At 45.5% G+C, this 26,502-nt stretch carries 23 protein-coding genes; 17 read left to right on the top strand and 6 right to left on the bottom strand.

Translation table 11 applies throughout. From position 1 onward, the window contains the following. Positions 1-4 precede the first annotated feature (4 nt). The 13 genes from OCV12_RS03820 (at position 5) to OCV12_RS03760 (ending at position 13,445) form a co-directional block, all read left to right on the top strand. A complete protein-coding gene (locus tag OCV12_RS03820) occupies positions 5-1,393 on the top strand; it encodes an AMP-binding protein (RefSeq protein ID WP_261885391.1) in 1,389 nt (462 codons plus the stop codon). 88 nt (positions 1,394-1,481) lie between these two features. Further along, positions 1,482-1,844, top strand: a complete 363-nt coding sequence (locus OCV12_RS03815; RefSeq protein WP_261885390.1) for an ApeI family dehydratase — start codon at positions 1,482-1,484, stop codon at positions 1,842-1,844. Further along, positions 1,837-3,636, top strand: a complete 1,800-nt coding sequence (locus OCV12_RS03810) for a glycosyltransferase family 2 protein (RefSeq protein WP_261885389.1) — start codon at positions 1,837-1,839, stop codon at positions 3,634-3,636. Before OCV12_RS03815 ends, OCV12_RS03810 begins: the two co-directional genes overlap by 8 nt. Continuing rightward, entirely contained in the window at positions 3,614-5,158 is a 1,545-nt protein-coding gene (locus OCV12_RS03805; RefSeq protein ID WP_261885388.1) for an HAL/PAL/TAL family ammonia-lyase, read from the top strand. Before OCV12_RS03810 ends, OCV12_RS03805 begins: the two co-directional genes overlap by 23 nt. A 72-nt stretch (positions 5,159-5,230) precedes the next feature. Further along, the gene (locus tag OCV12_RS03800) at positions 5,231-5,731 is read left to right on the top strand and encodes an acyl-CoA thioesterase (protein ID WP_261885387.1); all 501 of its coding nucleotides are present in this window, start codon (positions 5,231-5,233) and stop codon (positions 5,729-5,731) included. After that, positions 5,718-6,404, top strand: coding sequence for a LolA family protein (locus tag OCV12_RS03795; protein WP_261885386.1), 687 nt, complete (start codon positions 5,718-5,720; stop codon positions 6,402-6,404). The genes OCV12_RS03800 and OCV12_RS03795 overlap by 14 nt, the downstream gene beginning before the upstream one ends. Next, the gene (locus OCV12_RS03790; protein ID WP_261885385.1) at positions 6,376-8,748 is read left to right on the top strand and encodes an MMPL family transporter; all 2,373 of its coding nucleotides are present in this window, start codon (positions 6,376-6,378) and stop codon (positions 8,746-8,748) included. Before OCV12_RS03795 ends, OCV12_RS03790 begins: the two co-directional genes overlap by 29 nt. Next, positions 8,745-9,368 carry a DUF3261 domain-containing protein gene (locus tag OCV12_RS03785; RefSeq protein WP_261885384.1) on the top strand — a complete coding sequence of 208 codons (624 nt, stop codon included), beginning with the start codon at positions 8,745-8,747 and terminating at the stop codon, positions 9,366-9,368. Before OCV12_RS03790 ends, OCV12_RS03785 begins: the two co-directional genes overlap by 4 nt. A gap of 5 nt (positions 9,369-9,373) precedes the next feature. Then, complete coding sequence (locus tag OCV12_RS03780; protein WP_261885383.1) at positions 9,374-10,573, top strand: beta-ketoacyl-[acyl-carrier-protein] synthase family protein; 1,200 nt, start codon at positions 9,374-9,376, stop codon at positions 10,571-10,573. Further along, on the top strand, positions 10,566-11,030 hold the full coding sequence (locus tag OCV12_RS03775) for a hotdog family protein (RefSeq protein WP_261885382.1): 465 nt from the start codon (positions 10,566-10,568) through the stop codon (positions 11,028-11,030). The genes OCV12_RS03780 and OCV12_RS03775 overlap by 8 nt, the downstream gene beginning before the upstream one ends. Further along, positions 11,027-11,752 carry a 3-ketoacyl-ACP reductase FabG2 gene (locus OCV12_RS03770; protein WP_017085315.1) on the top strand — a complete coding sequence of 242 codons (726 nt, stop codon included), beginning with the start codon at positions 11,027-11,029 and terminating at the stop codon, positions 11,750-11,752. The genes OCV12_RS03775 and OCV12_RS03770 overlap by 4 nt, the downstream gene beginning before the upstream one ends. Beyond that, positions 11,749-12,972, top strand: coding sequence for a beta-ketoacyl-ACP synthase (locus OCV12_RS03765; RefSeq protein ID WP_261885381.1), 1,224 nt, complete (start codon positions 11,749-11,751; stop codon positions 12,970-12,972). The genes OCV12_RS03770 and OCV12_RS03765 overlap by 4 nt, the downstream gene beginning before the upstream one ends. An 8-nt stretch (positions 12,973-12,980) precedes the next feature. Further along, positions 12,981-13,445, top strand: coding sequence for an Sbal_3080 family lipoprotein (locus tag OCV12_RS03760; protein WP_261885380.1), 465 nt, complete (start codon positions 12,981-12,983; stop codon positions 13,443-13,445). Positions 13,446-13,535: 90 nt separating this feature from the next. On the opposite strand, the gene gltX is transcribed toward OCV12_RS03760, so the two are convergent. Beyond that, positions 13,536-14,963: a glutamate--tRNA ligase gene (gltX, locus tag OCV12_RS03755; protein WP_261885379.1), complete on the bottom strand. Its 1,428-nt coding sequence runs from the start codon at positions 14,961-14,963 to the stop codon at positions 13,536-13,538. A 300-nt stretch (positions 14,964-15,263) separates the two neighbouring features. Here gltX and OCV12_RS03750 point away from each other — a divergent pair, with 300 nt between their 5' ends. Both OCV12_RS03750 and OCV12_RS03745 read left to right on the top strand, forming a co-directional pair. Further along, positions 15,264-18,077, top strand: a complete 2,814-nt coding sequence (locus tag OCV12_RS03750) for a heavy metal translocating P-type ATPase (RefSeq protein WP_261885378.1) — start codon at positions 15,264-15,266, stop codon at positions 18,075-18,077. Then, positions 18,067-18,507 carry a DUF411 domain-containing protein gene (locus OCV12_RS03745; RefSeq protein WP_017631063.1) on the top strand — a complete coding sequence of 147 codons (441 nt, stop codon included), beginning with the start codon at positions 18,067-18,069 and terminating at the stop codon, positions 18,505-18,507. Before OCV12_RS03750 ends, OCV12_RS03745 begins: the two co-directional genes overlap by 11 nt. Positions 18,508-18,745: 238 nt before the next feature. On the opposite strand, the gene OCV12_RS03740 is transcribed toward OCV12_RS03745, so the two are convergent. Together OCV12_RS03740 and OCV12_RS03735 are read right to left on the bottom strand one after the other, a co-directional pair. After that, positions 18,746-19,438, bottom strand: a complete 693-nt coding sequence (locus OCV12_RS03740; protein WP_017064150.1) for an oligogalacturonate-specific porin KdgM family protein — start codon at positions 19,436-19,438, stop codon at positions 18,746-18,748. A 536-nt stretch (positions 19,439-19,974) separates the two neighbouring features. Next, entirely contained in the window at positions 19,975-22,626 is a 2,652-nt protein-coding gene (locus tag OCV12_RS03735) for a beta-N-acetylhexosaminidase (protein ID WP_261885377.1), read from the bottom strand. 407 nt (positions 22,627-23,033) lie between these two features. Between OCV12_RS03735 and OCV12_RS03730 the strand changes: the two genes are divergently transcribed. Both OCV12_RS03730 and OCV12_RS03725 read left to right on the top strand, forming a co-directional pair. Continuing rightward, positions 23,034-23,921, top strand: coding sequence for a TraB/GumN family protein (locus OCV12_RS03730; protein ID WP_261885376.1), 888 nt, complete (start codon positions 23,034-23,036; stop codon positions 23,919-23,921). A 119-nt stretch (positions 23,922-24,040) separates the two neighbouring features. Beyond that, the gene (locus OCV12_RS03725) at positions 24,041-24,463 is read left to right on the top strand and encodes a hypothetical protein (RefSeq protein WP_261885375.1); all 423 of its coding nucleotides are present in this window, start codon (positions 24,041-24,043) and stop codon (positions 24,461-24,463) included. A gap of 75 nt (positions 24,464-24,538) precedes the next feature. On the opposite strand, the gene OCV12_RS03720 is transcribed toward OCV12_RS03725, so the two are convergent. From OCV12_RS03720 to OCV12_RS03710, 3 genes are read right to left on the bottom strand one after another with little or no spacing between them, the layout of a single operon-like run. After that, positions 24,539-25,375, bottom strand: a complete 837-nt coding sequence (locus OCV12_RS03720) for a CsgG/HfaB family protein (protein ID WP_176681848.1) — start codon at positions 25,373-25,375, stop codon at positions 24,539-24,541. 17 nt (positions 25,376-25,392) lie between these two features. Further along, positions 25,393-25,803: a curli assembly protein CsgF gene (locus OCV12_RS03715; RefSeq protein WP_261885374.1), complete on the bottom strand. Its 411-nt coding sequence runs from the start codon at positions 25,801-25,803 to the stop codon at positions 25,393-25,395. 10 nt (positions 25,804-25,813) lie between these two features. Further along, complete coding sequence (locus OCV12_RS03710; protein WP_239847249.1) at positions 25,814-26,290, bottom strand: curli production assembly/transport protein CsgE; 477 nt, start codon at positions 26,288-26,290, stop codon at positions 25,814-25,816. Positions 26,291-26,502 lie beyond the last annotated feature (212 nt).

The following is a 26,502-nucleotide window of genomic DNA, read 5'->3' as shown; positions in this document are numbered from 1 at the left end:
TGTTATGACCCAAACCGTATCTTACACCTCGTTGTCTGAGCTTCTCAGCCAGAACAAAGCCCCTGAATCTATTGTCTGTTTTGGCGACAATAGCGAGATTACGTGGCAAACCTTTAACGACGACTTATCTCAACTCGTGCACCTTTTATCTTCATCCCCTTTTCAACGAGTTGCGATTTGTACCCAAGATAGCTACCTATTTTCGATAGCATTTCTGGCGTGTGCAGCAGCCAACAAACACATCATCTTACCGGGCAACTACCAGCCTTGTGCACTTGCTGAATTAAGTGAACATTTTGATTGCTTGTTAGTTGATGATTCAATTGGCGAAGTTGAGGTGGGTGATGCTCTCAATATTCAAGCCTTATTGGACTCAAGCACTGAAGTAGAAAAACCTCAGTCCGATAGCCTTCCGGCCATTGATTTGGCAGCCACCCATTTGACCCTATTCACTTCAGGTTCAAGCGGTACGCCAAAAGCGATAGATAAAACGTTAGAACACCTAGATATTGAGACCGCTCAGTTAAACAAAAACTGGGGCGAATTACTCAAGGGAAACCGAATCCAAAGCACCGTTTCTCATCAACATATCTATGGTTTGCTGTTTAGAATCTTATGGCCACTATGCTCTGGTGTGCCATTTGCTCGAAACAACCTTGAATACCCAGAACAGATCTTGTCTCACGCCAATAAAAACTGTTTGCTAGTCAGCAGCCCAGCGCTACTCAAACGATTAAAGCATGAGACCAACAAGGTACAACTTGCAGGAGTCTTCTCTTCGGGTGGTCCATTGCCTACCGAGTCGGCTCATCAATCACGAGAGTTACTTGGTCATTTACCTATAGAGGTGTTTGGCAGTACCGAAACCGGTGGCATCGCATTTCGTCAGCAAGAGAGCGCTCAAACGCCTTGGCAGCTTTTTGACTGTATTGAGGCAAGTCTCAACAGTGAGAATTGCATTAAGTTATTGTCGCCCTACATCGATAAAAATAACTGGTATCAAACCGCAGATGAGTGCGAAATGGTCTCAGAGAATCAATTCATATTGAAAGGCCGAACAGACCGAGTAATTAAGATTGAAGAGAAACGAGTGTCACTGGTTGAGGTGGAAAAACGGCTGGAGCAACTGCCTTGGATAAGTGAGTGCGTGGTGATTCCATTTGAGGAGCCTGAGCGATTAATTTTAGCCTCTGTTTTGGTATTATCAGATGAAGGCCAAGCCACTCTATCGACCATGAGCAAAGGTAAATTCTGGTTGATGCTGCGCACAGAACTCAGAAATTGGTTAGAGCCAATCGCTATCCCAAGAAAGTACCGTATTATTGATGAGATTCCTCTCAACAGCCAAGGTAAGCGATTAACATCTCACATAGAACAGCTAATAAAATCATAGAAACCGCTGATCGTATTTTACACTGAGATTATCTTTTTATATTTTTGTCAAAGAACCAATATTTGCCCAAGGATTCTAAGCACGCCCTATGGATAAAAGAAAACCAAACATCATTGCTGTAGACACGATAGAGAATGAGTCGACCCTGACACTTCATGTTAGCGCAGATATCACCGATTTTAAGGGACACTTCAAGAGCTTCCCGATTCTACCGGGCGTCTCGCAAATTGATTGGGCACTTCACTACGCAGTCCAAGAATTAGGTGTCCCTGGTTTCTTTAAAGGCATGGAAGTCATCAAATTCCAAGAGCCTATCTTGCCGGACGCCACAATCCAACTATCGCTCAAATGGGATGCTGACAAAAGCAAGTTGAGCTTCAACTACACCTCAAATAACGGTGAACAAACCCATTCTTCGGGCAAAATGAAGCTGGGAGAGAAAAGTGAATAGCACTCCCGTCGAGGCTACTTCTCAACACCAAACAAAGGAAAGCAGCTACAAGGCATGCTTCCTTATCCCGTGCTTTAATCATGGCGCAACCATGCCTGCGGTGGTGTCGTCACTCCATCATTTTGAGTTACCGATCATCATCGTTGACGATGGTAGTGAGCTCGCTACAAAACAGTTTCTCACTCCCCTAGCAGAGCACTCACACGTAACTTTGGTGACACTTGAGCAGAACCAAGGCAAAGGCGGAGCGGTAAAAGCCGGTATCAAAAAAGCACAACAACTCGGCTTTAGCCATGCCATTCAAATTGATGCTGACGGACAACACGACCTTGAAGCCTTACCAGCATTGATTGAGGCATCACAAGCTAAGCCACAACGTCTTATATCAGGCCAGCCTGTCTACGACGAGAGTGTGCCCAAAGCGAGGCTCTACGGGCGCTACGCGACACACATTTGGGTATGGATAGAAACCCTGTCTTTATCAATTAAAGACAGCATGTGTGGCTTTAGAGCGTACCCAATCAACCAAACACAAGCGGTGCTTAGCAAATACGATGTTGGTTCGAGAATGGATTTCGATATCGAAATTCTTGTTCGCCTGTATTGGGAAGGTTGTGACATAGACTTCGTTGAAACTCGAGTCATCTATCCTGAAAACGGCATTTCCCATTTCGATGCATTGTGGGATAACGTCAAAATCAGTTGGATGCATACGCGTCTTTTCTTCGGCATGCTGCCAAGAGCACCAAAACTGATTGCTCGCCATTTCAAATCCGATTCAGCTGATAATAACCAAAGTTTATCGACGGATTCAGAACCACAAGCTTCTGAACAACCCCACTGGTCTCGCACTCAAGAACGCGGCACAGTATTAGGCATCAAGCTGTTATTGACCATCTATACCTTGTTAGGTCGCGGTGTGTTCAACCTCATTCTACGTGGTGTGATGCGTTACTACCACTTAACGGGCAAGCGAGCGCGAAACGCTTCTGAGCAATACTTGTTTCAACTGAAGGCGTACGCAGAGCAGCAGAACATAGAGTTACCTGCAGAGCTAACCAGTTATAACCACCTGCTTTCATTTGGGCATACCATGCTCGACAAGCTTGCGGCATGGAAAGGCGATTTCTCAGCAGAGAACCTCACTATTCATGGCCAAGACCAATTCGAAAACATGGTAGCAAACCAGCAAGGTGTGCTGATTTTAGGCTCACACCTAGGCAACATCGAGTTGTGCCGAGCTTTGGGTCGTAGACACTCGAACATCAAAATCAATGCTTTGGTTTTTACAGAGCACGCAGAACGTTTTAACTCTGTGATGAAAGCGGTGAACCCGCAATCTGACTTAAACTTGATTCAAGTGACTTCAATGGGGCCTGATACGGCGATCTTGTTACAGCAGAAGTTGGAGCAAGGCGAATGGATTGTGATTGTTGGTGATAGAACTTCCACCAGCAAAGAGAGCCGCTCGGTATGGGCTGAGTTTTTAGGTAAGGAAGCTCCGTTTCCTCAAGGACCATTTATGTTGGCCTCGGTTCTCAAAGCACCCGTATTTTTGCTGTTTGGTTTACGTGATGACTCACAATCTAAACCGCACTTTAATGTCTATTTTGAGCATTTTAGCGACAAAATCGAGCTACCTAGAAAGACACGCGAACAATCTTTAAAGCAAGTCGTTCAACAATACGCAGACCGACTTCAGCACTACACACTGAAAGCACCGCTTCAGTGGTACAACTTTTTTAATTTTTGGACATTGAGCAAGCACCATGACGAAAAAGAATCCAAATAGCATCACCTTTGGTGCCGAACGCCTCACTATCGAGAACGTTGTCGCTATCTCACAGGGCGCAAAAGCCTCGATGAACACCAGCGACGAGTTCACTTCAAAAATCGACCGCGGTGTTGCTTTCTTAGAACGCCTATTGAAAGAAGAAGGCGTGATTTACGGCGTAACAACGGGTTACGGTGACTCTTGTACGGTTGCGATTCCGCCAAGCCTTGTCGATGAATTGCCTCTTCACCTAACACGCTTCCACGGCTGTGGCTTGGGTGAAATACTGTCTCACGAGCAAGCTCGAGCAGTTCTTGCAACTCGTCTTTGTTCGCTATCACAAGGCGTCTCTGGTGTGACTCACGATCTGCTTAACCAGATCGTTACCCTAATCAACCAAGACATCTCACCGCGTATTCCTCAAGAAGGATCCGTGGGTGCCAGTGGCGACTTAACTCCTCTATCTTACTTAGCAGCCGCGCTAATTGGTGAGCGTGATGTCATCTACAAAGGTGAAGTGCGCCCAACCAGTGAGGTCTACAAAGAGCTAGGCATCAGCCCTATCAAGCTTAAGCCAAAAGAAGGCTTGGCATTGATGAATGGTACGTCTGTGATGACGGCATTAGCTTGTATCGCTTACAAGCGCGCGGAATATCTAGCTCAGCTATCGACCAAGATAACCGCTATGGTATCGGTAGGTATGCACGGCAATGACTTCCACTTCGATGAAGCGCTATTCGCAGTGAAACCTCATCCGGGTCAACAACAAGTTGCGGCGTGGCTACGTGATGATTTGCAAGCGGATCGCCCACCACGTAACAGTGACCGCCTACAAGATCGTTACTCTTTGCGCTGTGCTCCGCATGTTATCGGTGTGGTTCAAGACTCTCTACCTTGGCTTCGCCAGATGATTGAGAACGAACTAAATAGTGCCAACGACAACCCGATTATCGATGGTGATAACGAGCGCGTACTGCACGGCGGACACTTCTACGGTGGTCATATCGCAATGGCGATGGATACGCTAAAAACTGCCGTAGCCAACCTTGCTGATCTGCTTGATCGCCAAATGGCGCAGCTAATGGATTACAAGTTCAATAACGGCCTGCCATTCAACCTAACGGGTGCTGAAGGTGAGCGTAAGCCAATCAACCACGGCTTCAAAGCGGTACAAATCGGCGTGTCAGCTTGGACAGCAGAAGCATTGAAACATACGATGCCTGCAAGCGTATTCTCTCGCTCTACTGAGTGTCACAACCAAGACAAAGTGAGCATGGGTACTATTGCAGCTCGTGACTGTTTACGTGTTCTAGAGCTAACCGAACAAGTAGCAGCCGCCTCACTACTTGCAGGTACACAAGCGCTTGAGCTTCGTAAACGCCACAATGAACTTGATGAGCACCACATGAGTGAGAACCTCAAGCACATTCGCGACGAAGTACTGAAAGAGTTTGAGTTTATTGTCGAAGACCGCCCGCTGGAAGGCGATCTACGCCACTTTATTTCTCGTATTCAAAGTCAGCATTGGTCACTTTATTAAAAGAACTTTACTCATAGAGTAGTTAACCTCATAAAGTAGCTACCCCTTTACGCATATTGTTGAGAGCGATTTATGTCTGAAATCCTTCATCCATTACAATCTGAGGTGACACTTATCACCTCATTCCAAGATGCCGACCCAATGGGCGTGATCTATCACGGCAACTACTTCCGATTTTTTGAGGAAGTAAGACGCGTCATGATGGATAAGATTGAATACAACTATCATGAGATGAAGGATTCTGGCTACATGTGGCCTATCATCGATACGCGGGTGAAATACATCAAAGCGATACCGTTTAATCACAAGATTAAAGTAACGGCGAAGCTCACCGAATGGGAAAATCGCTTGCGCGTTGATTACGAGATTCATGATGCCAACACAGGTGCTCGCATGACACGTGCTCATACCATGCAGGTTGCCGTGACCATTGAAGAGCAAGAGATGTGTTTCGCTTCACCGAAAGTGTTTACCGATAAAGTCGAGCACTGGCATCAGTTCGGTTGCTTACCTCTAGCTGAACATCAATCTCAAGCCTCTAACCCACAACAGGTGAATCATGAGTCTGTTTAAACGCAGTCGTAAACACATTAGCGTCTTGCTGCTAGGGCTTGCTTCTATGACGATAAGTGGCCTTGCTACCGCTAATCAGAACACCACTCCCGTCGGTTCTATTTCAGAACTGCAAACGGTGTTGAGTGAAAATAGCATTGTTCGTGGCGAGTTTACTCAAACACGCAATATGGAAATGTTCGCCCAACCTTTGACGTCGCAAGGTACATTCCTGTTAGACAAATCAAGTGGCCTACTTTGGACACAAACCACACCGTTTCCTGTGAACTTGGTGCTCACCGACAACAAATTGAGCCAAATTTTTGCCGATCAACCCGCGAAAATTATCACCGATAAAGAAAACCCAATGGCATTTTATTTCAGCCATATTTTCCTATCAGTGTTCCACGGTGATACACAAAAACTTCAAGAACAATTCTCTCTGTCATTCGAGCCTGCAACAATACAAAGCCCAGACGAGAATACTAACAACAATTCATGGACACTTATCCTTACGCCAAAAAGTGCACCAATGAATGCGGTATTTGAGGCCATCACGCTACAAGGCAACAGTGATATTGAGCGAATCGAGCTAAAAGAGATTCGTGGAGATAGCACGGTGATCGAATTCAGTCAGCTAAGCCATCAACCGGAAGTATTGTCAGATGCCGAAGCGCAACAATTTCAACTCTAAGCTTGCCCTTGTTTGGCTAGTTATCGTGGTGCTTTTTAGCGGACTGTTGATCAAACAGTTCGCTTTTTCTTCTTCAGTGCCCATCGAAAGCAACATCATGAAATTGCTACCTGAGAATCAGCAAGATCCTATGGTTGAACAAGCTTTTCAGCAGATTTCCAACTCGATGAGTGAGCAAGTGGTGTTCATCTTGAGCGGCTCTGATATCAAGAGCACTATGGCGGCAACCCAAACCTTTGAGAAATCGCTCAATCAAGACGCCTTTTCTGACAGTTCAGCTCTCTTCAAACATGTTCAAGGCAAGATCAACGCCAGCACACAAAGCCAATGGAGTGACTTCTATTTTCGTCATCGCGCTCAACTGCTGACCGAACAACAGAAAGAAACATTAACTCATGCACCAGAATCACGTGCTCAATATGTGATTCAATCCTTATACAACCCTTTTTCAGGCGTGACAGCGACCGAGTTAACCTTAGACCCATTCCTATTATTTCGTGACTATATAAGCGAGGTTGGCACCCGTTCGAGTAACTTTGGGATTAAAGAAGGCTATCTAACAGCACAATCACAAGATCAATCACACATTCTTGTTACCGCAACGTTGGCTGGCTCTCCTTATAGCTTAGCGATTCAAGAACAACTTCCCGCATTAGACGCTTTAGAGCGAGAAATTGAGAAGCAATTTGACGTCAAAGTTCAGCACACTGGCGTAGTTTTCTACGCAAATTACGGCACCCAAAGTGCGAAGTCTGAAATCAGCACCATTGGCTTAGGCTCATTGGCTGGCGTGATTCTATTGGTGTGGCTGACGTTTCGTAGCGCGCTACCGCTTGCCTTGTCTTTGCTCTCAATCAGCACGGGGCTATTGGTCGCATTGGCGAGCACCGTCGCTATCTTCGGTAAGGTCCACCTATTCAGCTTGGTATTTGGGGCCAGTTTGATTGGTGTATCCATCGATTATTCTTTTCACTATCTTACTGACCGTTTGGCTGCGGGAAGCCAGTGGCAGAGTGATAAAGGACTAAAGCATATCTTCATTGCGATTACTCTAGGTTTAATCACCAGCCTGATCGGCTACCTAGGGCTTCTAGTTGCCCCCTTCCCGGGCCTACAGCAGCTTGCTTTGTTCTCATCTATTGGGCTTATTGCCGCTTATGCCAGTGTGGTGTGTTGGTATCCAGTATTAGCCTTCAAGCCAAGCCAAGAGCGTACGCTTCCGTTGGCTAGCCTTTGGTGCACATGGCTAAACTTGTGGAGTAAACCCAAGTTTAAAATCGGCTTACCTTTAGTAGTGACGGTGGTGAGTTTGGCGTCAATTACTCAGGTTCGTTACGACGACGATATCAGGCAACTTCAAGCGATGCCTGAACAACTCAAACAACAAGAGCAAGCCATCTCAGAAATCTCTGGCCTAGGTAGCGCTCAGAACATGCTATTGGTGACGGCGAACAGCAATCAGGCGTTACTGAACAAATTAGCGTTGATCAGCTCGAAATTAGATTCGTTGGTCGATCAGCAAGTTATCTCAGGCTATCGCAGCGTCAATCAGCATCTGCCAAGTGAGCGAGAGCAATACGACAACTATCAGTTGGTTAAGAAACTCTACGCTAACCAAAGCGCGACCTTGCAAACCACACTCGGTTGGTCGAGCTTCCCAGAGCTACCAAAATATCATCCCATCACACTGGATGAGTTTTTGGCATCTCCGGTATCCGAGCCGATTCGCCCACTTTGGTTACAACCAATCGATAACCAAGCGGCGTCGGTCATCATGATCAAAGATGTCACCGATTCTGATCTATTCTCAAATTGGTTAGATTCAAGCTTTGCTCAACAACAAGGTGTGAAATACCTCAATAAAGCCGATGAAATCTCATCTCTGTTCGCTGAGTACCGCGTTAAGATTACCGAGCTGTTATTGATAGCATTAGCGGCTATTGGCATGGTGTTAGGTTGGCGCTATGGCGTGAAACAAAGTTTGTTGATGCTGCTGCCATCATTGATTGCAGGCGTAGCGGGTTTAGCGGTCACTGGGGCTTTAGGCTCAACATTGAACCTGTTTAATCTGCTTGGTTTGATTCTGATTTTAGGGATTGGTATCGACTACACCCTGTTCTTTGCTGAACAGAAGAAGTCACTGAGCACCTTATTAGCGATCACCTTATCTGGTCTCACAACATTGCTTTCATTCGGCTTGCTATCGTTGAGCCAGACTCACGCCATTCATAGCTTCGGTATTACCGTGTTAACCGGTATTTTTGTGGCGTGGCTGCTTTCTCCACTCGCAATCAACAGCGAACAAGCCACAGAAAAAACCAAACCTCACGAGGCCTTTAGATGAACAAAACAGTCAAGATAGCGCTCTCCGTCGTACTAAGCTTACTACTCAACGCCTGCTCAATGGTTTCTCAACAACCAACAGGCGCAAGTATCATTATCGATCAAGAAACAGAATTAGCCTTACCTCTTCCTGCGGATCTTGGATACTCATTGACGGCAAGTCAGTTGATTAGCGCGACTTGGCAAGACGACACCCAGCAGTTACCTGTTCAAGTTGAAGTCACTCCCGAAAAGGTCGTTTTAGCGGGCTTCTCTTCTTGGGGTACGCGTATCCTATCGCTGCAATACCAAAACCGGTCTATTGAAACACAAGTTCTATCTGGCCTTGGTACTACTCTGCCGCAGCCCGAACAGGTGCTATTTAATTTAATGCTCACCTTATGGCCAACAGAGGCGTGGGCTCAGCCTCTGCAAAGTATTGGCTGGCACTTGGTCGACACAGATAACAGCCGCACCGTATATGACGACAACCAGCAGGCAATCATTCGAATTGATTACCAAGCCGAGCCTGGTACACACAAAACGACGGGCAATATTGTGTTCAAACATTTGACCCAAGGCTACACCATCACTATACAAACGTTGAACTCAACGATTGTCGATAACCCAAGTAAGAGCTAAACACTATGCCTATTTATATCCAAGACTGTGGTTTCCACTCAGCGTTAGGCTCAAGTATTGCTGACATTCATGGATGTCTCAAAGACGAACGTGAATCAAACATGGTTGAAGTGAGCGATATGCTGAACGACGGCAAGCATACTGTCGTTGGTAAAGTGTCTGGCGAACTGCCAGAGATTCCACCAGCTCAAGCGCAATACGCCACTCGCAATAATCAATTGGCACTGTCGGCTCTTAATCAAATTGAAGACTCTATCGAACAAGCAAAATCTCAATTTGGCGCAGACAGAATTGCAGTAGTTATAGGCACCAGTACTTCGGGAATTTCGGACGGTGAAGCGGCATTCAAACATAAACTGGCACACGGTGAATTTCCTGAGCATTACCATTACTCGAAACAAGAGTTAGGCAATACCTCTGAATTCGTTAGCCAGTATTTATCATTAACCGGACCAAGCTACGCGATCTCGACCGCCTGCTCATCCAGTGGCCGTGTATTTCTCACTGCCCAACGTTTATTAGATTCAGGCATGGCTGATGCTGTGTTGGTTGGCGGTGTTGATACACTGTGTAAGCTGACGCTCAATGGTTTCCATGGCCTTGAAGCTCTTTCGACCACGCATTGTAAGCCATTTAGTGCCACTCGAGATGGCATCAATATTGGTGAAGCAGCGGCGTTTATGTTGCTCAGTAAAACAAAGCTCGCGCCAACAAGTCCAACCCAAAACTCACCATACATTGCCTTATTAGGCTGTGGTGATAGCTCTGATGCACACCATATTTCAGCGCCTCATCCTGAAGGAAATGGCGCTGAGCAAGCCATGAGAAAAGCGTTAAATTTTGCTAACTTACAAGCAGAAGACATCGGTTACATTAATGCTCACGGCACTGCGACACCACTCAATGATTCAATGGAAAGCAAAGCTATTCACCGTATTTTTGCAAACAAGGTTCCCGTTAGCTCAACCAAGCCGCTCACCGGGCATACTCTAGGAGCAGCAAGTGCGATTGAGGCTGCAATTGCGTGGCATATTTTGAAATATGACTTACCGCTTCCCTTACAAAAATGTCAGGATAAAGCTGAAGATATTGAGATTGATTTGGTAAACTGTTCGCAGAAACTTAAAGTAAAGAACATCTTAAGCAACTCATTCGCTTTTGGTGGCAACAACATTAGCCTGATTTTTGGTGTAGTAAATGACTGATATCCCTTCTGTAGACCAACTCCTCCCTCACGATGATCCGATGATATTAATCGATCGTGCTATCAGCGTAGAGGCGTTGTCGATCCACTGTCAGGTCGATATTGGTGACCATAATCTGTTCTTTGACGCCGAATCTCAAACGGTCCCAGCTTATGTTGGCATCGAGTTTATGGCGCAGTCTGTTGCGGCGTGGTCTGGATACCATGCGCTGAAAAATGGCACCACTCCCCCAATCGGTTTCCTGCTTGGCTCTCGTCGCTACAAATCACTTTGCGATGAATTTGCTCAAGGTCAAACCCTTGATATCTACGCCGAACAGCTTATGGAAGACAGTGGTATGGCCGTGTTTACCGCAAGAGTCGAAGACCAAGGCGAGTTGGTGGCTCAATGCCAACTCAACGTCTACGTGCCAACTGAACAAAAATTACAAGAAATGAAAACTAGGAGCCCATCATGACCCGTCAGGTTTTAGTCACTGGTGCCAGCAAAGGCATCGGTAAAGCGATCGCTATTCAACTCGCGAAAGACGGATTTGAAATTGCCGTTCATTACATGGGTGACAAACAGGGTGCTGAAGAGACTCTACAATCGATCACCGAACTGGGTGGCGCAGGGCGTCTTATCCAATTTGATATCAGCAACCGCAGCGAATGTCGCGAAAAGCTTGAGTCTGATATTGCTGAACATGGCGCTTACTACGGTGTGGTAAACAACGCGGGCATTACTCGTGACACCGCATTCCCAGCGATGACGGAAGAAGAGTGGGACGGAGTGATCCATACCAACCTCGACAGCTTCTACAACGTACTTCACCCTTGTGTGATGCCTATGGTTCAAAAACGTAAAGGCGGTCGCATCGTCACCCTTGCGTCTGTATCCGGCATCATGGGTAACCGCGGTCAAACCAACTATGCAGCTGCAAAAGCTGGCGTGATTGGTGCGACTAAGTCTCTTGCTCTAGAACTCGCCAAACGCAAGATCACCGTAAACTGTGTGGCTCCGGGCTTAATTGACACTGGCATGGTTGATGAGCATGTAAAAGATCATGCGCTTCCTCAAGTACCACTACGCCGCATGGGTGAACCAGAAGAAGTGGCAGGACTAGTCAGCTACCTAATGTCTGATATTGCAGGCTACGTAACTCGCCAAGTGATTTCAGTTAATGGAGGCTTAGTATGACCCGCCGCGTTGTTGTAACTGGTATGTCTGGCGTTACTGCCTTTGGTAACGACTGGCAGCACATCGAACCAAAACTAAAAGCCTGTGAAAATGCCACACAATATATGCCAAGCTTTGAGCAATATGATGGTCTCAACACTAAGCTTGCTGCACCTATTGATAACTTCCAACTCCCTAAACACTATAAGCGTAAGCAAGTACGTGGCATGGGGCGAGTATCACGCCTAGCAACGGTTGCGACAGAAAATGCATTGGAGCAAGCAGGGCTGATTGGCCACGACATTTTGACCAATGGTGAGACTGGTATCGCTTACGGTTCTTCTACTGGCAGTACTGATGCCGTTGGCGCGTTCGGTGTGATGCTGAACGAGAAGTCGACACGAGCAATCACAGCAACCACTTACGTTCAAATGATGCCACATACAGCTGCGGTAAACGTAGGTCTGTTCTTTGGTCTGCGCGGCCGTGTCATTCCTACCAGCAGTGCGTGTACTTCAGGAAGCCAAGCCATTGGTTACGCTTATGAGGCTATCAAGCACGGCTACCAAACGGTAATGGTTGCCGGTGGTGGCGAAGAACTCTGCCCTACTGAGTCTGCCGTTTTCGATACCCTTTTTGCTACCAGTTTAAAAAACGACACACCCAAGAAATCCCCTAGCCCATACGACAGCGAGCGTGATGGCTTGGTTATCGGTGAAGGTGCCGGTACGCTTGTTCTTGAAGAGTATGAACATGCTGTTGCTCGCGGCGCGAAGATCTATGCTGAGATCATTGGCTTTGCCAGCAACTGCGATGCGGCTCATGTGACCCAACCTCAGATGGAAACCATGCAAGTTTGTATGGAGAAAGCATTGAGAGATGCACAGCTTCCAGCCGAGAAGATTGGCTATGTTTCTGCACACGGCACTGCAACTGAAAAAGGCGATATTGCAGAGAGTAATGCGACAGCGAATATCTTTGGCGAAGTGCCTATTAGCTCTCTTAAGAGTTACTTTGGTCATACGCTTGGAGCGTGTGGTGCGATTGAAGCTTGGTTAAGCCTAGAGATGATGCACAGCGGTTGGTTCAGCCCAACCCTAAACCTTGAGAATGTCGATGAGCAGTGCGGCAAGCTCGATTACATCACAGGCTCTGGTCGCGAATTGGATGTTGAATACCTGATGAGCAACAACTTTGCTTTTGGCGGAATCAACACTTCAATCATCTTCAAGAAAATCTAGGATAGATAATGAAAAATTGGTTAGTTGCTGCTGTTGTCGTTTTACTCGCAGGTTGTAGTGCACCTAAGTATTCAGGAAACGCACTTCCAGAAGCAAATACAATCGAGCAGGTCACGATAGTTGAGGATGAGAAAACTCGTGCGGTCTTCCTCGATTCAATGCTCGACTGGTGTCTGAATAATCAAGTCAAATGTAAGGTTGTTGCAGATGGTTCACAACACAACCCTGAAGAGATTACACTAGATTACGTGTCTCGTTGGAGTTGGGATTTCAGAACCTTTGTGGCAGACGCTAAGATCTCGGCGTATCAAGATCAGCAGCGCGTAGGCAATGTTGATTTTAAAGCGCCGAATAGCGGCAACTTTTCGAAATTTGGTGACGATATGGAGCGCATCAAAGCGATGATGGATATCCTGTTCGATAAGAAAACAGCCGCGCAAGCGACTCAAATGATTGCCGACGACCAGCTATAACGAAGTTGTTTAGATAATAAAGCTCGAGACAAATAAAAAGGGTCAGTAACCAAGTTACTGACCCTTTTGTTGAATCTAACAATCGCTTAATTAAGCGTTAGCTTCACGCTCAGCGATGAACTCAAGAGCCATCTTGATGCGAGCGATTACGCGCTCTTTACCAACAAGCTCCATCACAGCATCAACAGAAGGAGACTGACCGCCGCCTGTTACTGCTACGCGAAGTGGCATACCGATTTTACCCATGCCGATCTCTAGCTCTTCACATACTGCTGCAATCACACCGTCTTTGATGTTTACAGTAGTGAAATCTTCAAGTGCTTCAACCTTAGCAAGAGCAAGCTCTAGTGGGCCTTTAGCAACACCACGTAGGTGCTTCTTAGCTGCGCCAGCTTCAAACTCAGAGAAATCTTCGTAGAAGTAACGAGATTGCTCAGCAAGTTCGATAAGTGTGTTACAACGCTCGCCAACTAGCTTGATCACTTCAGTGATAGCTGGACCGTTTGTTGTATCGATCTTCTGCGCATCTAGGTGCCATTGCAGGTATTTTGCAACGTACTCAGGTTCAGAAGTCTTGATGTAGTGGTTGTTCAACCAAAGTAGCTTGTCAGTGTTGAATGCAGATGCAGACTTGCTGATTGCGTTTAGGCTGAAGAATTCAATCATCTCTTCTTGAGAGAAGATCTCTTGGTCACCGTGAGACCAACCTAAACGAACTAGGTAGTTGTTTAGTGCATTTGGTAGGTAACCTTCGTCGCGGTATTGCATTACAGATACAGCACCGTGACGCTTAGAAAGTTTCGCACCGTCATCACCTAGAATCATTGCACAGTGAGCGAACGTTGGAACTGGCGCGCCTAGTGCTTCATAGATGTTGATTTGACGAGGTGTGTTGTTGATGTGGTCTTCACCACGAACAACGTGTGTAATACCCATGTCCCAGTCATCCACTACTACTACGAAGTTGTAAGTAGGAGCGCCATCTGTACGGCGAATGATTAGGTCATCAAGTTGGCTGTTAGCGATTTCGATGCGACCACGGATTTGGTCATCAAATACTACGCTGCCTTCTTTAGGGTTACGGAAACGGATAACGCATGCATCGCCTTCTTTTGCTGCTTCGTTTGCTGCAACAACTTTAGGGTGGTTAGCATCGTAGCGAGCCATCTCTTTGTTTTCTTCTTGCTCTGCACGAATTTCATCAAGCAGTTCTTTAGACGCGTAGCATTTGAATGCTTTGTCTTCAGCAAGTAGCTTATCAACCATTTCGTTGTAACGGTCAAAACGCTTAGATTGGTAGTAAGGACCTTCGTCCCATTCCATACCCATCCATTGCATGCCTTCTAGAATTGCATCAACCGCTTCTTGAGAGTTACGCTCAAGGTCTGTGTCTTCGATACGTAGAACGAATTCACCGCCTTGGTTTTTAGCGAATAGCCAAGAGTAAAGTGCAGTACGTGCACCACCAACGTGAAGATAGCCAGTTGGGCTAGGAGCAAAACGAGTTTTAACCGTCATTTAAATACCTTGATTATGTAGGTGATTCTTTTAGTGGAGCCGATTACAAAGCCTGTAATGGCAAAATATCACTAAATTTTGGGCGCTATTTTATCACCACCGCTTAAATCTACAATCAGTAGTGAATGATTAATGTGCTGTTGTTGTACGAAAGCGATTATAGAAAGCCGAATTCCGCCTTCAAAGTAGCAACACTATAGCTTTAGCCAGTAGATTATAGTCGCGCATGCTTTTTCCACTCTGCTATTTAAAACTTGAAGCCACCAGCTAACACACCACTAAGATCAAATTCTTGAATTTATGTTTGACCTTACCCTTACGGGAAGGTTTATGTTAGGCGTAGATGAGAATTGGAGTATCGATATGAACCACTACACAACCGCGCTCAACGGCCTAAATTGCATGGGTTGTGCGAAGAAAGTCCGCACACTGTTTGCTGATCTCGACAACACGACGATCAATGATATATCGCCGACCTACATCGATATTTCGACTCCATTCAGTTACGTTCACCTCAACGAACAGTTAGCGTCACTTGGCTACAGCATGGGTAACAAACTGCACCTTTCTCTATCCGGTCTTAACTGTGGCAAGTGTGTGAACAAACTGACTCAAGCGCTTGAACAAACCGAGCAAGCCTCAAACATCGAAGTCAGCAAACAGGAATTATCACTAATCACTCTGCTTTCTGAATCTGAGGTGGTTGAGTTGGTCGAAAGCGTGGGTTATCACGCCGTCCCATACGCTGAATCTAATGACCTCTCACTAAGTTCCGAGTTAGAAGAAGATAAAAAATCGGCACCTACAAAAACAACGCCTACTGAACCCGTTGCGAGTCAATATACTTATCACCTTGTTCTTGAGGGAATGACGTGTGCAAGCTGTGTTTCTTCAGTCGAGAAAGCACTGAAAAAGAATGAGTTCGTCGACCAAACTCAGATCAACCTTGCCGAGCAAACGGCCTTGGTTTTCACCTCTAAAACACGTGACCTGATCGAAAACGAACTCATCCAATCGGTTAAAGCCGCAGGTTATGGCGCCGAGTTTGTTGATGATGCGGCAACACAACAACAAAAGCAGCAAGAGCAACAACTTCGCACTCAACAAGCCTTTCTGAAAAACTCAGTAAGTGCGCTACTGCTTGGATCTCCGCTGATGGCTTGGGGTGTGTTCGGCGGCAGCATGACCATTACGACATTTAACGACCAACTGGCTTGGGGATTAATCGGTGTGGTCTGTTTGGTACTGCTGGCCACTTCAGGTCGTAGCTTTTTCACTAACGCGTGGCAATCACTGATGCACAAGCGCGCGACTATGGATACGTTAGTTGCTTTGGGTACAGGTGCAGCATGGTTCTACTCAATGCTGGTCGTACTGATTCCATCATGGTTCCCAGAACCATCTCGCCATGTCTACTTTGAGGCGAGCGCGATGATAGTAGGCCTTATTTCTTTGGGTCACTACATTGAAGCCAAAGCCAAAGCTCGCACCACAAAATCACTACAAGCTTTGATTAACCTACAACCTCAAAAAGCGGTGGTCATCGTCGATGGCAAAGAACAAACTATTGCTGTAGAAGCTATCCAAGTAGGCATACAAGTACGCGTCAAACCGGGTGAGAAAGTGCCAGTTGATGGTGTTGTGGTTTCTGGTGAGTCTTACATCGATGAATCCATGCTGACTGGTGAACCGCTTCCCAACGTAAAATCGGTGAGTGATGGCGTTTCGGCGGGTACCATTAACGGCGATGGCAGTTTAGTTATTGAAGCGACAGGAATTGGCTCAAGCACCATGTTGGCTCGAATCATTCAGATGGTTCGCCAAGCACAAAGCAGCAAACCTGCGATTGCGAAGCTTGCCGACTCTATCTCGGCCGTGTTCGTACCCGTTGTGGTCGCGATCGCAGCTGTTGCCGCCCTAGTTTGGTTTTTTGTTGGCCCACAACCAAGTGCAAGTTACATGCTTGTGGTATCGACTACCGTGCTGATCATCGCTTGTCCGTGTGCCTTAGGCCTAGCAACGCCGCTTTCGATTACTGTCGGCGTAGGTAAAGCCGCTGAGTTTGGTGTTCTAATCAAAGACGCCGATGTGTTGCAATCAGCCAGCAAGATTGACGCGGTTGTATTTGATAAAACAGGCACCCTAACCCAAGGCAAACCAAGCGTTCAGCAGGCCTTTTATCACAACCTATCAGAACAAGAACTGTTGGCTTACGCCTATTCGGTTGAAGTCGGTTCAGAGCACCCACTTGCGAAAGCCGTTTGCCAGTATGCCGAAAACTTAGAAATTTCAGCACTCCCACACAGCGACTTTGAAAACCGCCGAGGCCTTGGAGTACAAGCCAACATTAACGGTAAACACGTTCAAGTCGGCTCTCTTAAATACCTAACCCAACTTGGTATTGATACTAAAATTGGCAGTGACTTTATCGAGCTTTGTCGTACACAAGCATGGACACCCATCTTCGTAGTCATCGACCAGAAACTGGAAGGCATCTTAGGCATTTCAGACGCCTTAAAAATAGATAGCAAACAAGCCATTGCTCAACTAAAATCCGCCGGAATTCACACCGTGCTACTAACAGGCGACAACGATTCTGTTGCTCAAGCGATTGGCAAAAGCGTCGGTATCGATGAAGTAATCTCGGAAGTACTACCGGAGCAGAAAGCTCAGCATATTATTCAGCTTCAACAACAATATAAGAGTGTGGCTATGGTTGGAGATGGCATTAACGATGCACCAGCGCTTGCTCAGGCCGACATAGGTATCGCAATGGGCAGTGGCAGTGATGTTGCGATTGAAAGTGCACAAATGACACTCCTCAACTCGTCGCCACTGTCTGTAAGTAACGCTATAGAACTGTCCCAAGCGACCGTGAGAAACATGAAGCAAAACCTATTTGGAGCCTTCATCTATAACTCGCTTGGCATCCCTATTGCGGCCGGTGTGCTCTACCCGTTTTTTGGATTTCTGCTTAGCCCAGTAGTTGCAGGAGCAGCTATGGCGATGTCGTCAATTACTGTCGTAAGCAATGCCAACAGGCTGAGATTGTTCAAACCAACTCATTCTAATATCAATAAAAACCATATTCATGAGGTTAACCATGATTCGTAAAGTTATGACTCTTACTGCACTCGCTGCAATTTCAGGACAGGCTTTGGCTACTGATGTTCTAAACCACAAATCTCCATACTGCGGCTGCTGCACAGAATGGACAGAGCATATGCGTGATGCCGGGTTCGATGTAACAGAGAAGCTCCACGATGATATGAACCCTATCAAACAAAAGTTAGGCGTAACGCAAGAGCTGGCTTCTTGCCACACCGCAGAGATCGACGGTTATGTGTTTGAAGGTCACATTCCAGCGGAAGACGTAAAAGCCTTTTTAGAAAACCCACCACGTAATGCGATTGGTTTGGCGGTTCCGGGTATGCCAATGGGCTCACCGGGTATGGAATATGGCGATAAGAAAGACGAGTACTCTGTGTACGCGTTTAATGATAAAGGTCAGGTGTTTGAGTACCGTCACTATAAAGGTAACTAAAGTACACAAACACTAAGCTAGAAATGAAAGCATAAAAATAGAGCCTAGTATTAAGCAAACCCAAGACTGTGGTTTACTTACTAGGCTCTTTGCTTTTGGACAGTAAAGCAAATCTTGTCGCGACACTAACCGGGCTGTTAGTGCCGCTTAATCCCCTCGCTCATTCACGAAGGAAGTGCTTTGGCAAAAAAGCTATTTCGCGGATAGTCTCATTGACTAAACCGCCAAATAAATCCGCTTAGAAGCCGTAAGAAGCACCGAATACGAATGCGTTGTTCTGCTTAGAATCGCCGTTTGCGAAGTCTACGCCGTTAGCTTGGCTACGGAACTCAAAGTAAGGTTGAACGCCTTGACGAGTCCATGTTGCACGTAACTCGTGGTCCATAGCTTCTGCATCAATCATGTATACGTTGTTGTAGCTAAGTGCTAGGTCAGCATTCACTGTGTAAGCAATGCGGTTATCCATGCGGTAGTCAGTATCTGCATTAGCAGAAGTATCATCAATGTGTGCACGAGTACGGTTGCTAATAGAGATACCGTTATCGAAGTTGTAGCCGATCTTAACTAATGGACGGAACTGAATGCTTTCACCTGCAGAGAATAGGTGTTGGTAACCAGCAGCAACCCATAGGTTGTCAGTGATATTGAAAGATTGCTCACCACCTACAGTGATACCAGGAGTAGTATTACCTGCACCGCCATTTTCAGATTCAAGTTTACCCAGTTGGATACCATCAAACTCAGAGTAAACCGTGAAGCCGCCTAGAGAGTTGTCAAACGTGTGACCAGCTTCTAGCGTAGAAGTCATATCAGAACCGTGGATACGGCCGTCATCATGAATTTGGATGTTACCTGTTACGTAAGAAGAACCAGCAAAAGCACTAGAAGCGAAAGCAAGAGAAAGAGCACTTAGAGCGATAATTTTTTTCATAGTAAACTGCCTTAGTTTGATTTTTTCAGCGGCATATCTTCGGTACATCATTCACCTTCACCGCTTGAGTAGTTGGTCGCCTCCCTGGCATGAAATCTATGTTGCTCGAATTAATTTGCGTTTCAAAATAAAAGAGCAGACAGAGTGATCTCTCTCACTATCAAAAAAGAACAAGTTATTTAACACTTTAAAATCAAACACTTAAAAACATAAAAATTGATAAAAAACTCAAGATGGAAAAATGTACAGATCGGGATCACATTATTTTACGGTGCAAAATTAGATTTGGTTAATTGAATCACACCTGATTTAGAGTTTTTTATGAGGGACTTATTTTTTGAAGAGAATAATGAGAAGCGCGTCACTTTTGCGATGAACCTCACCTTATGTGCATTGTTGACGTTATAAACAAAGACGGTTTCTATATGTTCCCGTTTTGGATGAGAGCCTAATTCGCAACAAACAAAAAGAGCTCCCACTTTTAACCTTAAGTAAGGTAATAGCTAGGGAGCTCTTCTATTAATGTTGCTTATCGATTATTTAACTGACGTTACTCGACTTACTTTCTCGCCACTTTCAGAGATAGAACGGATGTACGTTTCACCAGAAACCGATGGACGTTGCTGCTCATCATACGTTAGCCAGTTTTCACCATCAGCAGAGTATTGCAGCTCTACGCCTGGGAATTGAACGTTCATCGCCAGCTTACCATCAACAACTTGAGCGCCTGGAACTGGTAGACGGTAATCAATACCCGCTTTTTCAAGCTTAGCCAGTTCACGTTGACCAACAATATTCGCGAAGCGATTAAAGTCGCTGTTTAGAGCCTGCTTGTTCACTAGGTTAGTTTCTTGAGAGTACTCAACGCCCACTTTGTAATCGTTTTCCCACTCAGCTCTGTGCCATGCGCGCTCTGCTGCTGCAAGTACGCGAGGGAACACCATGTATTCATATTGCTCGTCCGTACGAACTGTTTCAGACCAAAGTTGTGCAGACAAACCATAGAAAGGTTTCGCTTCAATTTCACCTTTACCAGAGAAGCCATTACCGTCACGGTCTAATGATGTTTCTGCGTTTTGTGGCATGTTTTCTGGTGCGAAGCCAAACATCTTGCGAGTATCGGTTGCACGCGTTGCCCAGTAGTAACCGCGCTCTGCTGCATCAACTTCGTATGGCATATCCATGTATACGTAGTCTGGGTTGGAAACAATCACGTCATACCCTTTCGCAGACCAATCGTATACTGATGAAGTGCCGCCCCAGTAAAGAACATCCCAGAAGTTCACGCGAGTGCTTTCGGTTGCAAATGCTTTCTCGCCTTCGCTGTATTTCAGGCCATCTTGCCATGCTTGGAAGTGAGGAATGCCTTTGTCAGCAACAATCTTAGATACCTGCTCTGCAAAGTGACTTGGCAAGTGACCAAAGTCGCTCACAGTACCATCAGCGATCAAAGACTGACACTGTGGAGACTGTTGGAATGGCTTATCTTGCTTAGACAAATCGATGTTGCCTTTCCAAGCCACTTTATCTTCTGCATTAATATCTTGTAAGCCTGCGCCTAACTTGATGTTTTTCGCTTCATCGCCGCCGAAGTGCCAAGTCGTTAGTGGAACGCCCGCTTCTTGGTGCATTGCCGCCACTTCAGAGATCACTTTATCGACAAAGTGAGTCGAAGATTCCATACATGGGTTGATGAAGCTTTGCTTATCGTAGAACTGAACCGTGGTTACGTTCGATGTATCTTGTGGATCCATCAAGCGGTATTCATTTGCTTCCGCTTCCTTACCTTCCGCCATTAGGCGAGTGTAACGCGCTTCCATTGATACCACAGCAGAACGAGCGTGTGCTGGCATATCAATTTCTGGAATTACTTCGATACTGCGCGCTTTTGCGTAGCTTAAGATCTCGACGTAATCCGCTTTACTAAAGAAACCAGAGCCAAAGTTGTCTGTTGTTGGACCTGAACCTAGCTGAGGCAGTAAACAGCTTTGCTCTTCCAAATCAAAACAACGGTTAGACCCTACATCTGTTAGCTCTGGTAAACCTGGGATTTCTAAACGCCAGCCTTCATCATCTGTTAAGTGAAGGTGCAGTTTATTCATCTTGTATGCTGCCATTTGGTCTAGCGTCGCTAGGATGGCATCTTTTGAGTGGAAGTTTCGAGCAACATCCACCATCACACCACGGTAATCAAAGCGCGGTGCATCTTTGATCGACAGTTGTGGTAATGATTCAGCGTTCTGACTGTCTATTAGGCCAAAAATAGACTGAACTGCATAGAAAGCACCTGTTTTATCAAACGCTTTAATCGCAATCCCCTCTTCCGAGATGCTTAGTTCATAAGCGCCAGATTTCGCTAAATCACCCGTAAACTGAGTAGGAACAACGGTAACACTTACTGGAAGGTCACCACTCACATCTACGTTTACCACATCTGCACGTTCTTCAATTGCAGCGAACTGATCAGCATCGAATGCGTCTTTTGGTAGGGCAATACCACCAGCAATGCTCACAGATCCTTCACCCGCTTCTACCGACATTGGCGTTGGTAGTAGCGTTGTTGATACATCTTGAGTTGCCAGATCAGCATTCTTTTCGAAACGCGTCACCGCTGTAGCCATTACGTTATTGTCATCAGGTGTACGTTTAAGGTTATTACCCTTTAGACCCGTTACGAACGACGCGACATCTTCTGTATTCAATGAAGCGATCATCTTTGGTTCTGCATTTGGCGCAGTAACAAATGCACCCGGCATGAAGTCGGTTTCAAACAGTTGCCAGTATTCACTCGTCAGTGGAAGAATTACTTCTTCACCCGCCGCAAAGCCATCGAACTTATCTGTAGGTTCTAGTTTGTGTAAGTCACCCGTTACACGAGTGATTTTAAACTGTTCGTTATCAACATCTAAAATAAGGCGAATACTGTGGAAGTAAATGGTCCAATCTTTCGAATCAATTGCTTCACCGTCATTGGTCAGGGTCATGTTCACTTTGTTACATGATGCCCATTCAGCGCCGAGATCCTGACAAGCCATACCTTCATTCGCACCGTGATTGGTTAGAATTTCATATTGCACATCAAGGTTATCAGCCAGTGCATTAACAACCTGCTGTTCTGGTGCTTGTGTTACTGCACAACCCGTCAGGCCAGCTAATACCGCTACAGATAGTAAGTTTCTCTTCAACATCGTATTCACCCATAAATTTAAAAAATTGAGTAAGAAGCAAAGTGGAGCGCTTCTGAAAGTTAGATAAACTATATGGCCTTATTTTTTGGCGTGAATTAAATCAGGCCAATTCAGTGATCGGCTTCAAATCTCAAAAATACTGATAAATTTAATTTTAATAAAATCATAAGGTTATACTTAACGACACTTCCGTCACTTTTATTTTGACGTAATAACTGAGAATTAAATCACAATCTTTTCATAGGATTTCATAAAATCGTGTCGTTCTTGGAGAGAAAAGTTTTAGAGTTTGCTCGTGTTGTTATACTTTTCGTACAAACAACGTGACATCGTTCTCAAAAAAAACCGTTAAAAAACTCCGTCAAAATCTTTTTTAACGAGCCTATGTCTTTCTAAAGGAGCTTTCTTTGCGCACATTCTTGTACCTTACGCTACTCACACTTGCCTTTTCAGCAAAGCAAGCTGTCGCCGAACCTCTTTATTGGCAGGCAAAAAAGGATGATCTGACCCTCACCATCTTAGGTTCTGTGCATGTTGGAGACGAGAGCATGTACCCGCTTCCCACACAAATCACTGACACGTTAAAAGAGAGCGACGGATTAATTATCGAGACAGATGTCAGGAAGACAGAAGGCGTGGTGTACCCTACCACCACGGTCACTACAGCCGATGTATTAAGCGAAGATCAACAACAGTTATTAACAAGCATTTCCAAATCTTTGGGTATGTCGACACAACAACTACTAAGCTCCCCGCCTTGGGCGACATCTCTGTCGATACAAATGCAGCAGTTAAAGAACCTTGGCTACGGTTCAGCGGGCGGTGTAGACGCAACACTCGCCTATAAAGCGACAATACAAGACGTTCCAGTGATCAGCTTAGAGCCACTACAATTTCAAATAGACCTCATTGCAGGGCAAAAAGATTCTGGTAAAGAGTGGCTAGTGACAAGCATTGAAGAATTTGACCAAACGGACCGTGTCGTACATTGCCTCATTGAAAGCTGGAAAGCGGGCGATGAATCCAAACTTGAGGATTTTGCGAAGTTGTCTGAAATGCCAACCGAGCTTGAGAAAGCATTTCTAACGGATCGCAACGTTGATTGGGCAAACAAGCTATCTGCCAAAGATTGGAAACTCGACTCAAATGGACACTACGTGCTGGTCGTCGGTACTTTACACCTGATTGGAGATGGTAACCTTTTACAGTTGTTAGAAGATAAGGGGTTCAGTGTGACTCAACAATCACAAAGCCAACAAGCTCGGTGTCAGTTCGAGGTTGACGAAGACAGCTAGTTAGTTAGGACATGACCTTTTCATTATAAAAGCATGTCCTTAATAACAGAATTCTTACATTTAATGACACCATACAGGTGCTATTATCTTTCGCTCTTTTTACATACGGTGTTGTTCTCATGAAACCAGTACTTTTTGCTTTCCCTTTAGCTCTAGCGATCCTGATGCCCACAGTAGCGTCTGCCAAAGAAACTTGTACGATCGAACAATTCCAGCCGATAGACATTCAGCCAGACACCAAAGGCGGTGTGTTAGATAAAGAAAGCGGACAGTTTCTGATTACTGAAAAGCCACCAATGCGATGCGCGAATATTACGTTCACGACATCAACGACACGCAACCGTATCGCAAGCCAAATGAATGGTAATTTTGAAGCAAGCTTCTACGATGGTCAGACGGATAATTCTCACTCGGTGACTTTTAACGAAGATGAAGTACAGGCAGGTTACATTCGAATTGGTCCAAATAACCCTGTTGAAGCTTATGTTTGTTTTGTTACCTCAGAGACACCAATCAAAAACATCACTTGTGATGTGAGCTGATCAGTTAACGAAAAAACAGGGCTAAGGGAAAAATCCGTTTTCCGCATAGCCCTATTTTGCTGCTTACTCGGTTTTCTAGAGGATGTCTGTGTCTGCCGCTAAGTAGCGTGCGATAATTGGATGTCTGATTGCGTTCGGGTCACCTGGCGACCACATTCCACGCTTCATTCCTTTGACGATTAGATGGATCACCGCCGCATCAATGGCCGACATTACCGCGATATTAACCGGCTCATTGTGGCTATAACCCATTTCAACTTCGAGTAGTTCTTTGTAATCGACAAATCGAAAAGCACCGAAGCCAATCTCATGTGAAGAAATGGTTTTGGATGTGGTGACACTCAATAAAACTTGCCCCGTTCTTACATCCACAGCTCTTAAGTTCACGGTCACTTGATCAGTTCGATATTGCCCTGAACCACCTATACCCAAGTACTTCGCACCAGCCCCGCCCGTTACGATATTGGAATCGTAAGCCACAATCCCACCTTCGATGACAATGTTTGCGGAACTCAAGGATGACAAATCCGCCCCATGGTTATTGACGACTTTATCCTTCTTCTGAGCGGCACGAATGATCTTACGTTCCGTCAACAAGTTCTGGAGCCCTTCACGCTCCAGAGGAACAAACCACTGGGAATCTATCAATGCCGTGGTCAGTAAAGACGTTCCGCCCTGTGGTACAGCTGTTGAGAAGTTACTGTTGGGTTGAGGTTTATATTGTCCTGTCTGATCTCTAAAGTCATACACTGACACTAGAATTTTACCGCGAGGCTGAGGCAGTGAGATCAGGTCTGTATAGGTTGACCCTCTGGGCATCAGCTTGGGCGTTTCAGAAGTCTCCGGAATTTGCATAGAGTAAGTGCATCCTCCCAACACAAAGGCCAGGAAGACGATGATGATCGATTTCATAGCACAATCCTTGTGAATTAGAGGTCTGGGTTGAGTCCCGATACGCTGATTTCGGTTGATTCTCCTGTCGCTTTATCAACGATTTGAACCAATAACGTCCCTGAGTCATCCACAATGTTCAGGAAAAAGTCATCGGTTTCTAGTTGTCCTGTGTTGCCATTACCGACATCCGCAAGCAATTGGCTAATCAAACGAGACTCTAAACTCGATGCTAATCGATCTAACGCAGATTCTTGTTCATCAAAAATGTCCCGAGCACTAGGGTCTTCGAAATCATTGATGGCATTGGCGTGATTAAAAAGGTGAGAACTGTTTAAAGCGTTTCCGCCAAAACTTGGGTTTACGGGCGTATAAACTAACTCGCTTGCATAAACTAAAGGCGAAACGAGCAGCGCAATGAGCGCAGTCTTTCTGAAAAATATCGACATCCTTGGCTCCTTAGAATTCATCATGGTCTAGGTCGTAAGTGTCCTGAAAGATCCGCTCTGCTTGCCATCGGATGATGTAATTCCCAACCACTCTTGTTGCATCGGCAGCACGTTCTTTTGCTTGTCTACGACCAGGGGACAACGCCGTACGAAAGATCGGTTTCCTAGAGTGTTGAACCTCTATGATGCTTCCAGATAACGCCGTTGGCCTTTCTTTTACCGTCAAATTTTCCTTAAGGTCGGGATAACTATCATTGAGCGATTGCGAGAAGAAAAAATAGAAATCCTCTCCGAGCCGCGTGATGGTTCTGTCCACTATGATTCCATCAACTTCACTAAAGTCGTTGAATTTTTCCTTAAGTTTGTTTGTCGAATCCTCAAATTTTTGTCCGTTTTCTAAAGGAGCAGCATTTTCAAGACCATGACTCTTTTCTTCTGCGTGAATAGCAAAAGAAAGCAGAGTTATTGTAAGCAGCTTGATTTTCATGAGTGCTCCCATTCAAAGTCCATTTACAAAATGAGAATGTGATTCATCGAATCTGAATAAAGCGTAATTCATGCTTACAGTGGCATATATAAACTTTGGGATTAATTGCTGAAGGGAATTGATTAACTAAGGTTGGCAGACGGCAGCTGAATACTAATTAAATTTCATATGTAAACCAAAATATTTTCAACTTTAAGTTTATAGCTGTTCGT

Source organism: Vibrio pomeroyi (assembly GCF_024347595.1).
Classification (GTDB): Bacteria; Pseudomonadota; Gammaproteobacteria; order Enterobacterales; family Vibrionaceae; genus Vibrio; species Vibrio pomeroyi.
Note: the sequence above shows the minus strand (reverse complement) of the source record. Positions and strands in the feature narration are given on the sequence as shown.

Bases quoted from the DNA above. Each gene is read 5' to 3' on its own strand.
- OCV12_RS03820 (WP_261885391.1), top strand. From the start codon at position 5: ATGACCCAAACCGTATCTTACACCTCGTTGTCTGAGCTTCTCAGCCAG.
- OCV12_RS03815 (WP_261885390.1), top strand. From the start codon at position 1,482: ATGGATAAAAGAAAACCAAACATCATTGCTGTAGACACGATAGAGAAT.
- OCV12_RS03805 (WP_261885388.1), top strand. From the start codon at position 3,614: ATGACGAAAAAGAATCCAAATAGCATCACCTTTGGTGCCGAACGCCTC.
- OCV12_RS03800 (WP_261885387.1), top strand. From the start codon at position 5,231: ATGTCTGAAATCCTTCATCCATTACAATCTGAGGTGACACTTATCACC.
- OCV12_RS03795 (WP_261885386.1), top strand. From the start codon at position 5,718: ATGAGTCTGTTTAAACGCAGTCGTAAACACATTAGCGTCTTGCTGCTA.
- OCV12_RS03790 (WP_261885385.1), top strand. From the start codon at position 6,376: ATGCCGAAGCGCAACAATTTCAACTCTAAGCTTGCCCTTGTTTGGCTA.
- OCV12_RS03785 (WP_261885384.1), top strand. From the start codon at position 8,745: ATGAACAAAACAGTCAAGATAGCGCTCTCCGTCGTACTAAGCTTACTA.
- OCV12_RS03780 (WP_261885383.1), top strand. From the start codon at position 9,374: ATGCCTATTTATATCCAAGACTGTGGTTTCCACTCAGCGTTAGGCTCA.
- OCV12_RS03775 (WP_261885382.1), top strand. From the start codon at position 10,566: ATGACTGATATCCCTTCTGTAGACCAACTCCTCCCTCACGATGATCCG.
- OCV12_RS03770 (WP_017085315.1), top strand. From the start codon at position 11,027: ATGACCCGTCAGGTTTTAGTCACTGGTGCCAGCAAAGGCATCGGTAAA.
- OCV12_RS03765 (WP_261885381.1), top strand. From the start codon at position 11,749: ATGACCCGCCGCGTTGTTGTAACTGGTATGTCTGGCGTTACTGCCTTT.
- OCV12_RS03760 (WP_261885380.1), top strand. From the start codon at position 12,981: ATGAAAAATTGGTTAGTTGCTGCTGTTGTCGTTTTACTCGCAGGTTGT.
- gltX (WP_261885379.1), bottom strand. From the start codon at position 14,963: ATGACGGTTAAAACTCGTTTTGCTCCTAGCCCAACTGGCTATCTTCAC.
- OCV12_RS03750 (WP_261885378.1), top strand. From the start codon at position 15,264: ATGTTTGACCTTACCCTTACGGGAAGGTTTATGTTAGGCGTAGATGAG.
- OCV12_RS03745 (WP_017631063.1), top strand. From the start codon at position 18,067: ATGATTCGTAAAGTTATGACTCTTACTGCACTCGCTGCAATTTCAGGA.
- OCV12_RS03740 (WP_017064150.1), bottom strand. From the start codon at position 19,438: ATGAAAAAAATTATCGCTCTAAGTGCTCTTTCTCTTGCTTTCGCTTCT.
- OCV12_RS03735 (WP_261885377.1), bottom strand. From the start codon at position 22,626: ATGTTGAAGAGAAACTTACTATCTGTAGCGGTATTAGCTGGCCTGACG.
- OCV12_RS03725 (WP_261885375.1), top strand. From the start codon at position 24,041: ATGAAACCAGTACTTTTTGCTTTCCCTTTAGCTCTAGCGATCCTGATG.
- OCV12_RS03720 (WP_176681848.1), bottom strand. From the start codon at position 25,375: ATGAAATCGATCATCATCGTCTTCCTGGCCTTTGTGTTGGGAGGATGC.
- OCV12_RS03715 (WP_261885374.1), bottom strand. From the start codon at position 25,803: ATGTCGATATTTTTCAGAAAGACTGCGCTCATTGCGCTGCTCGTTTCG.
- OCV12_RS03710 (WP_239847249.1), bottom strand. From the start codon at position 26,290: ATGAAAATCAAGCTGCTTACAATAACTCTGCTTTCTTTTGCTATTCAC.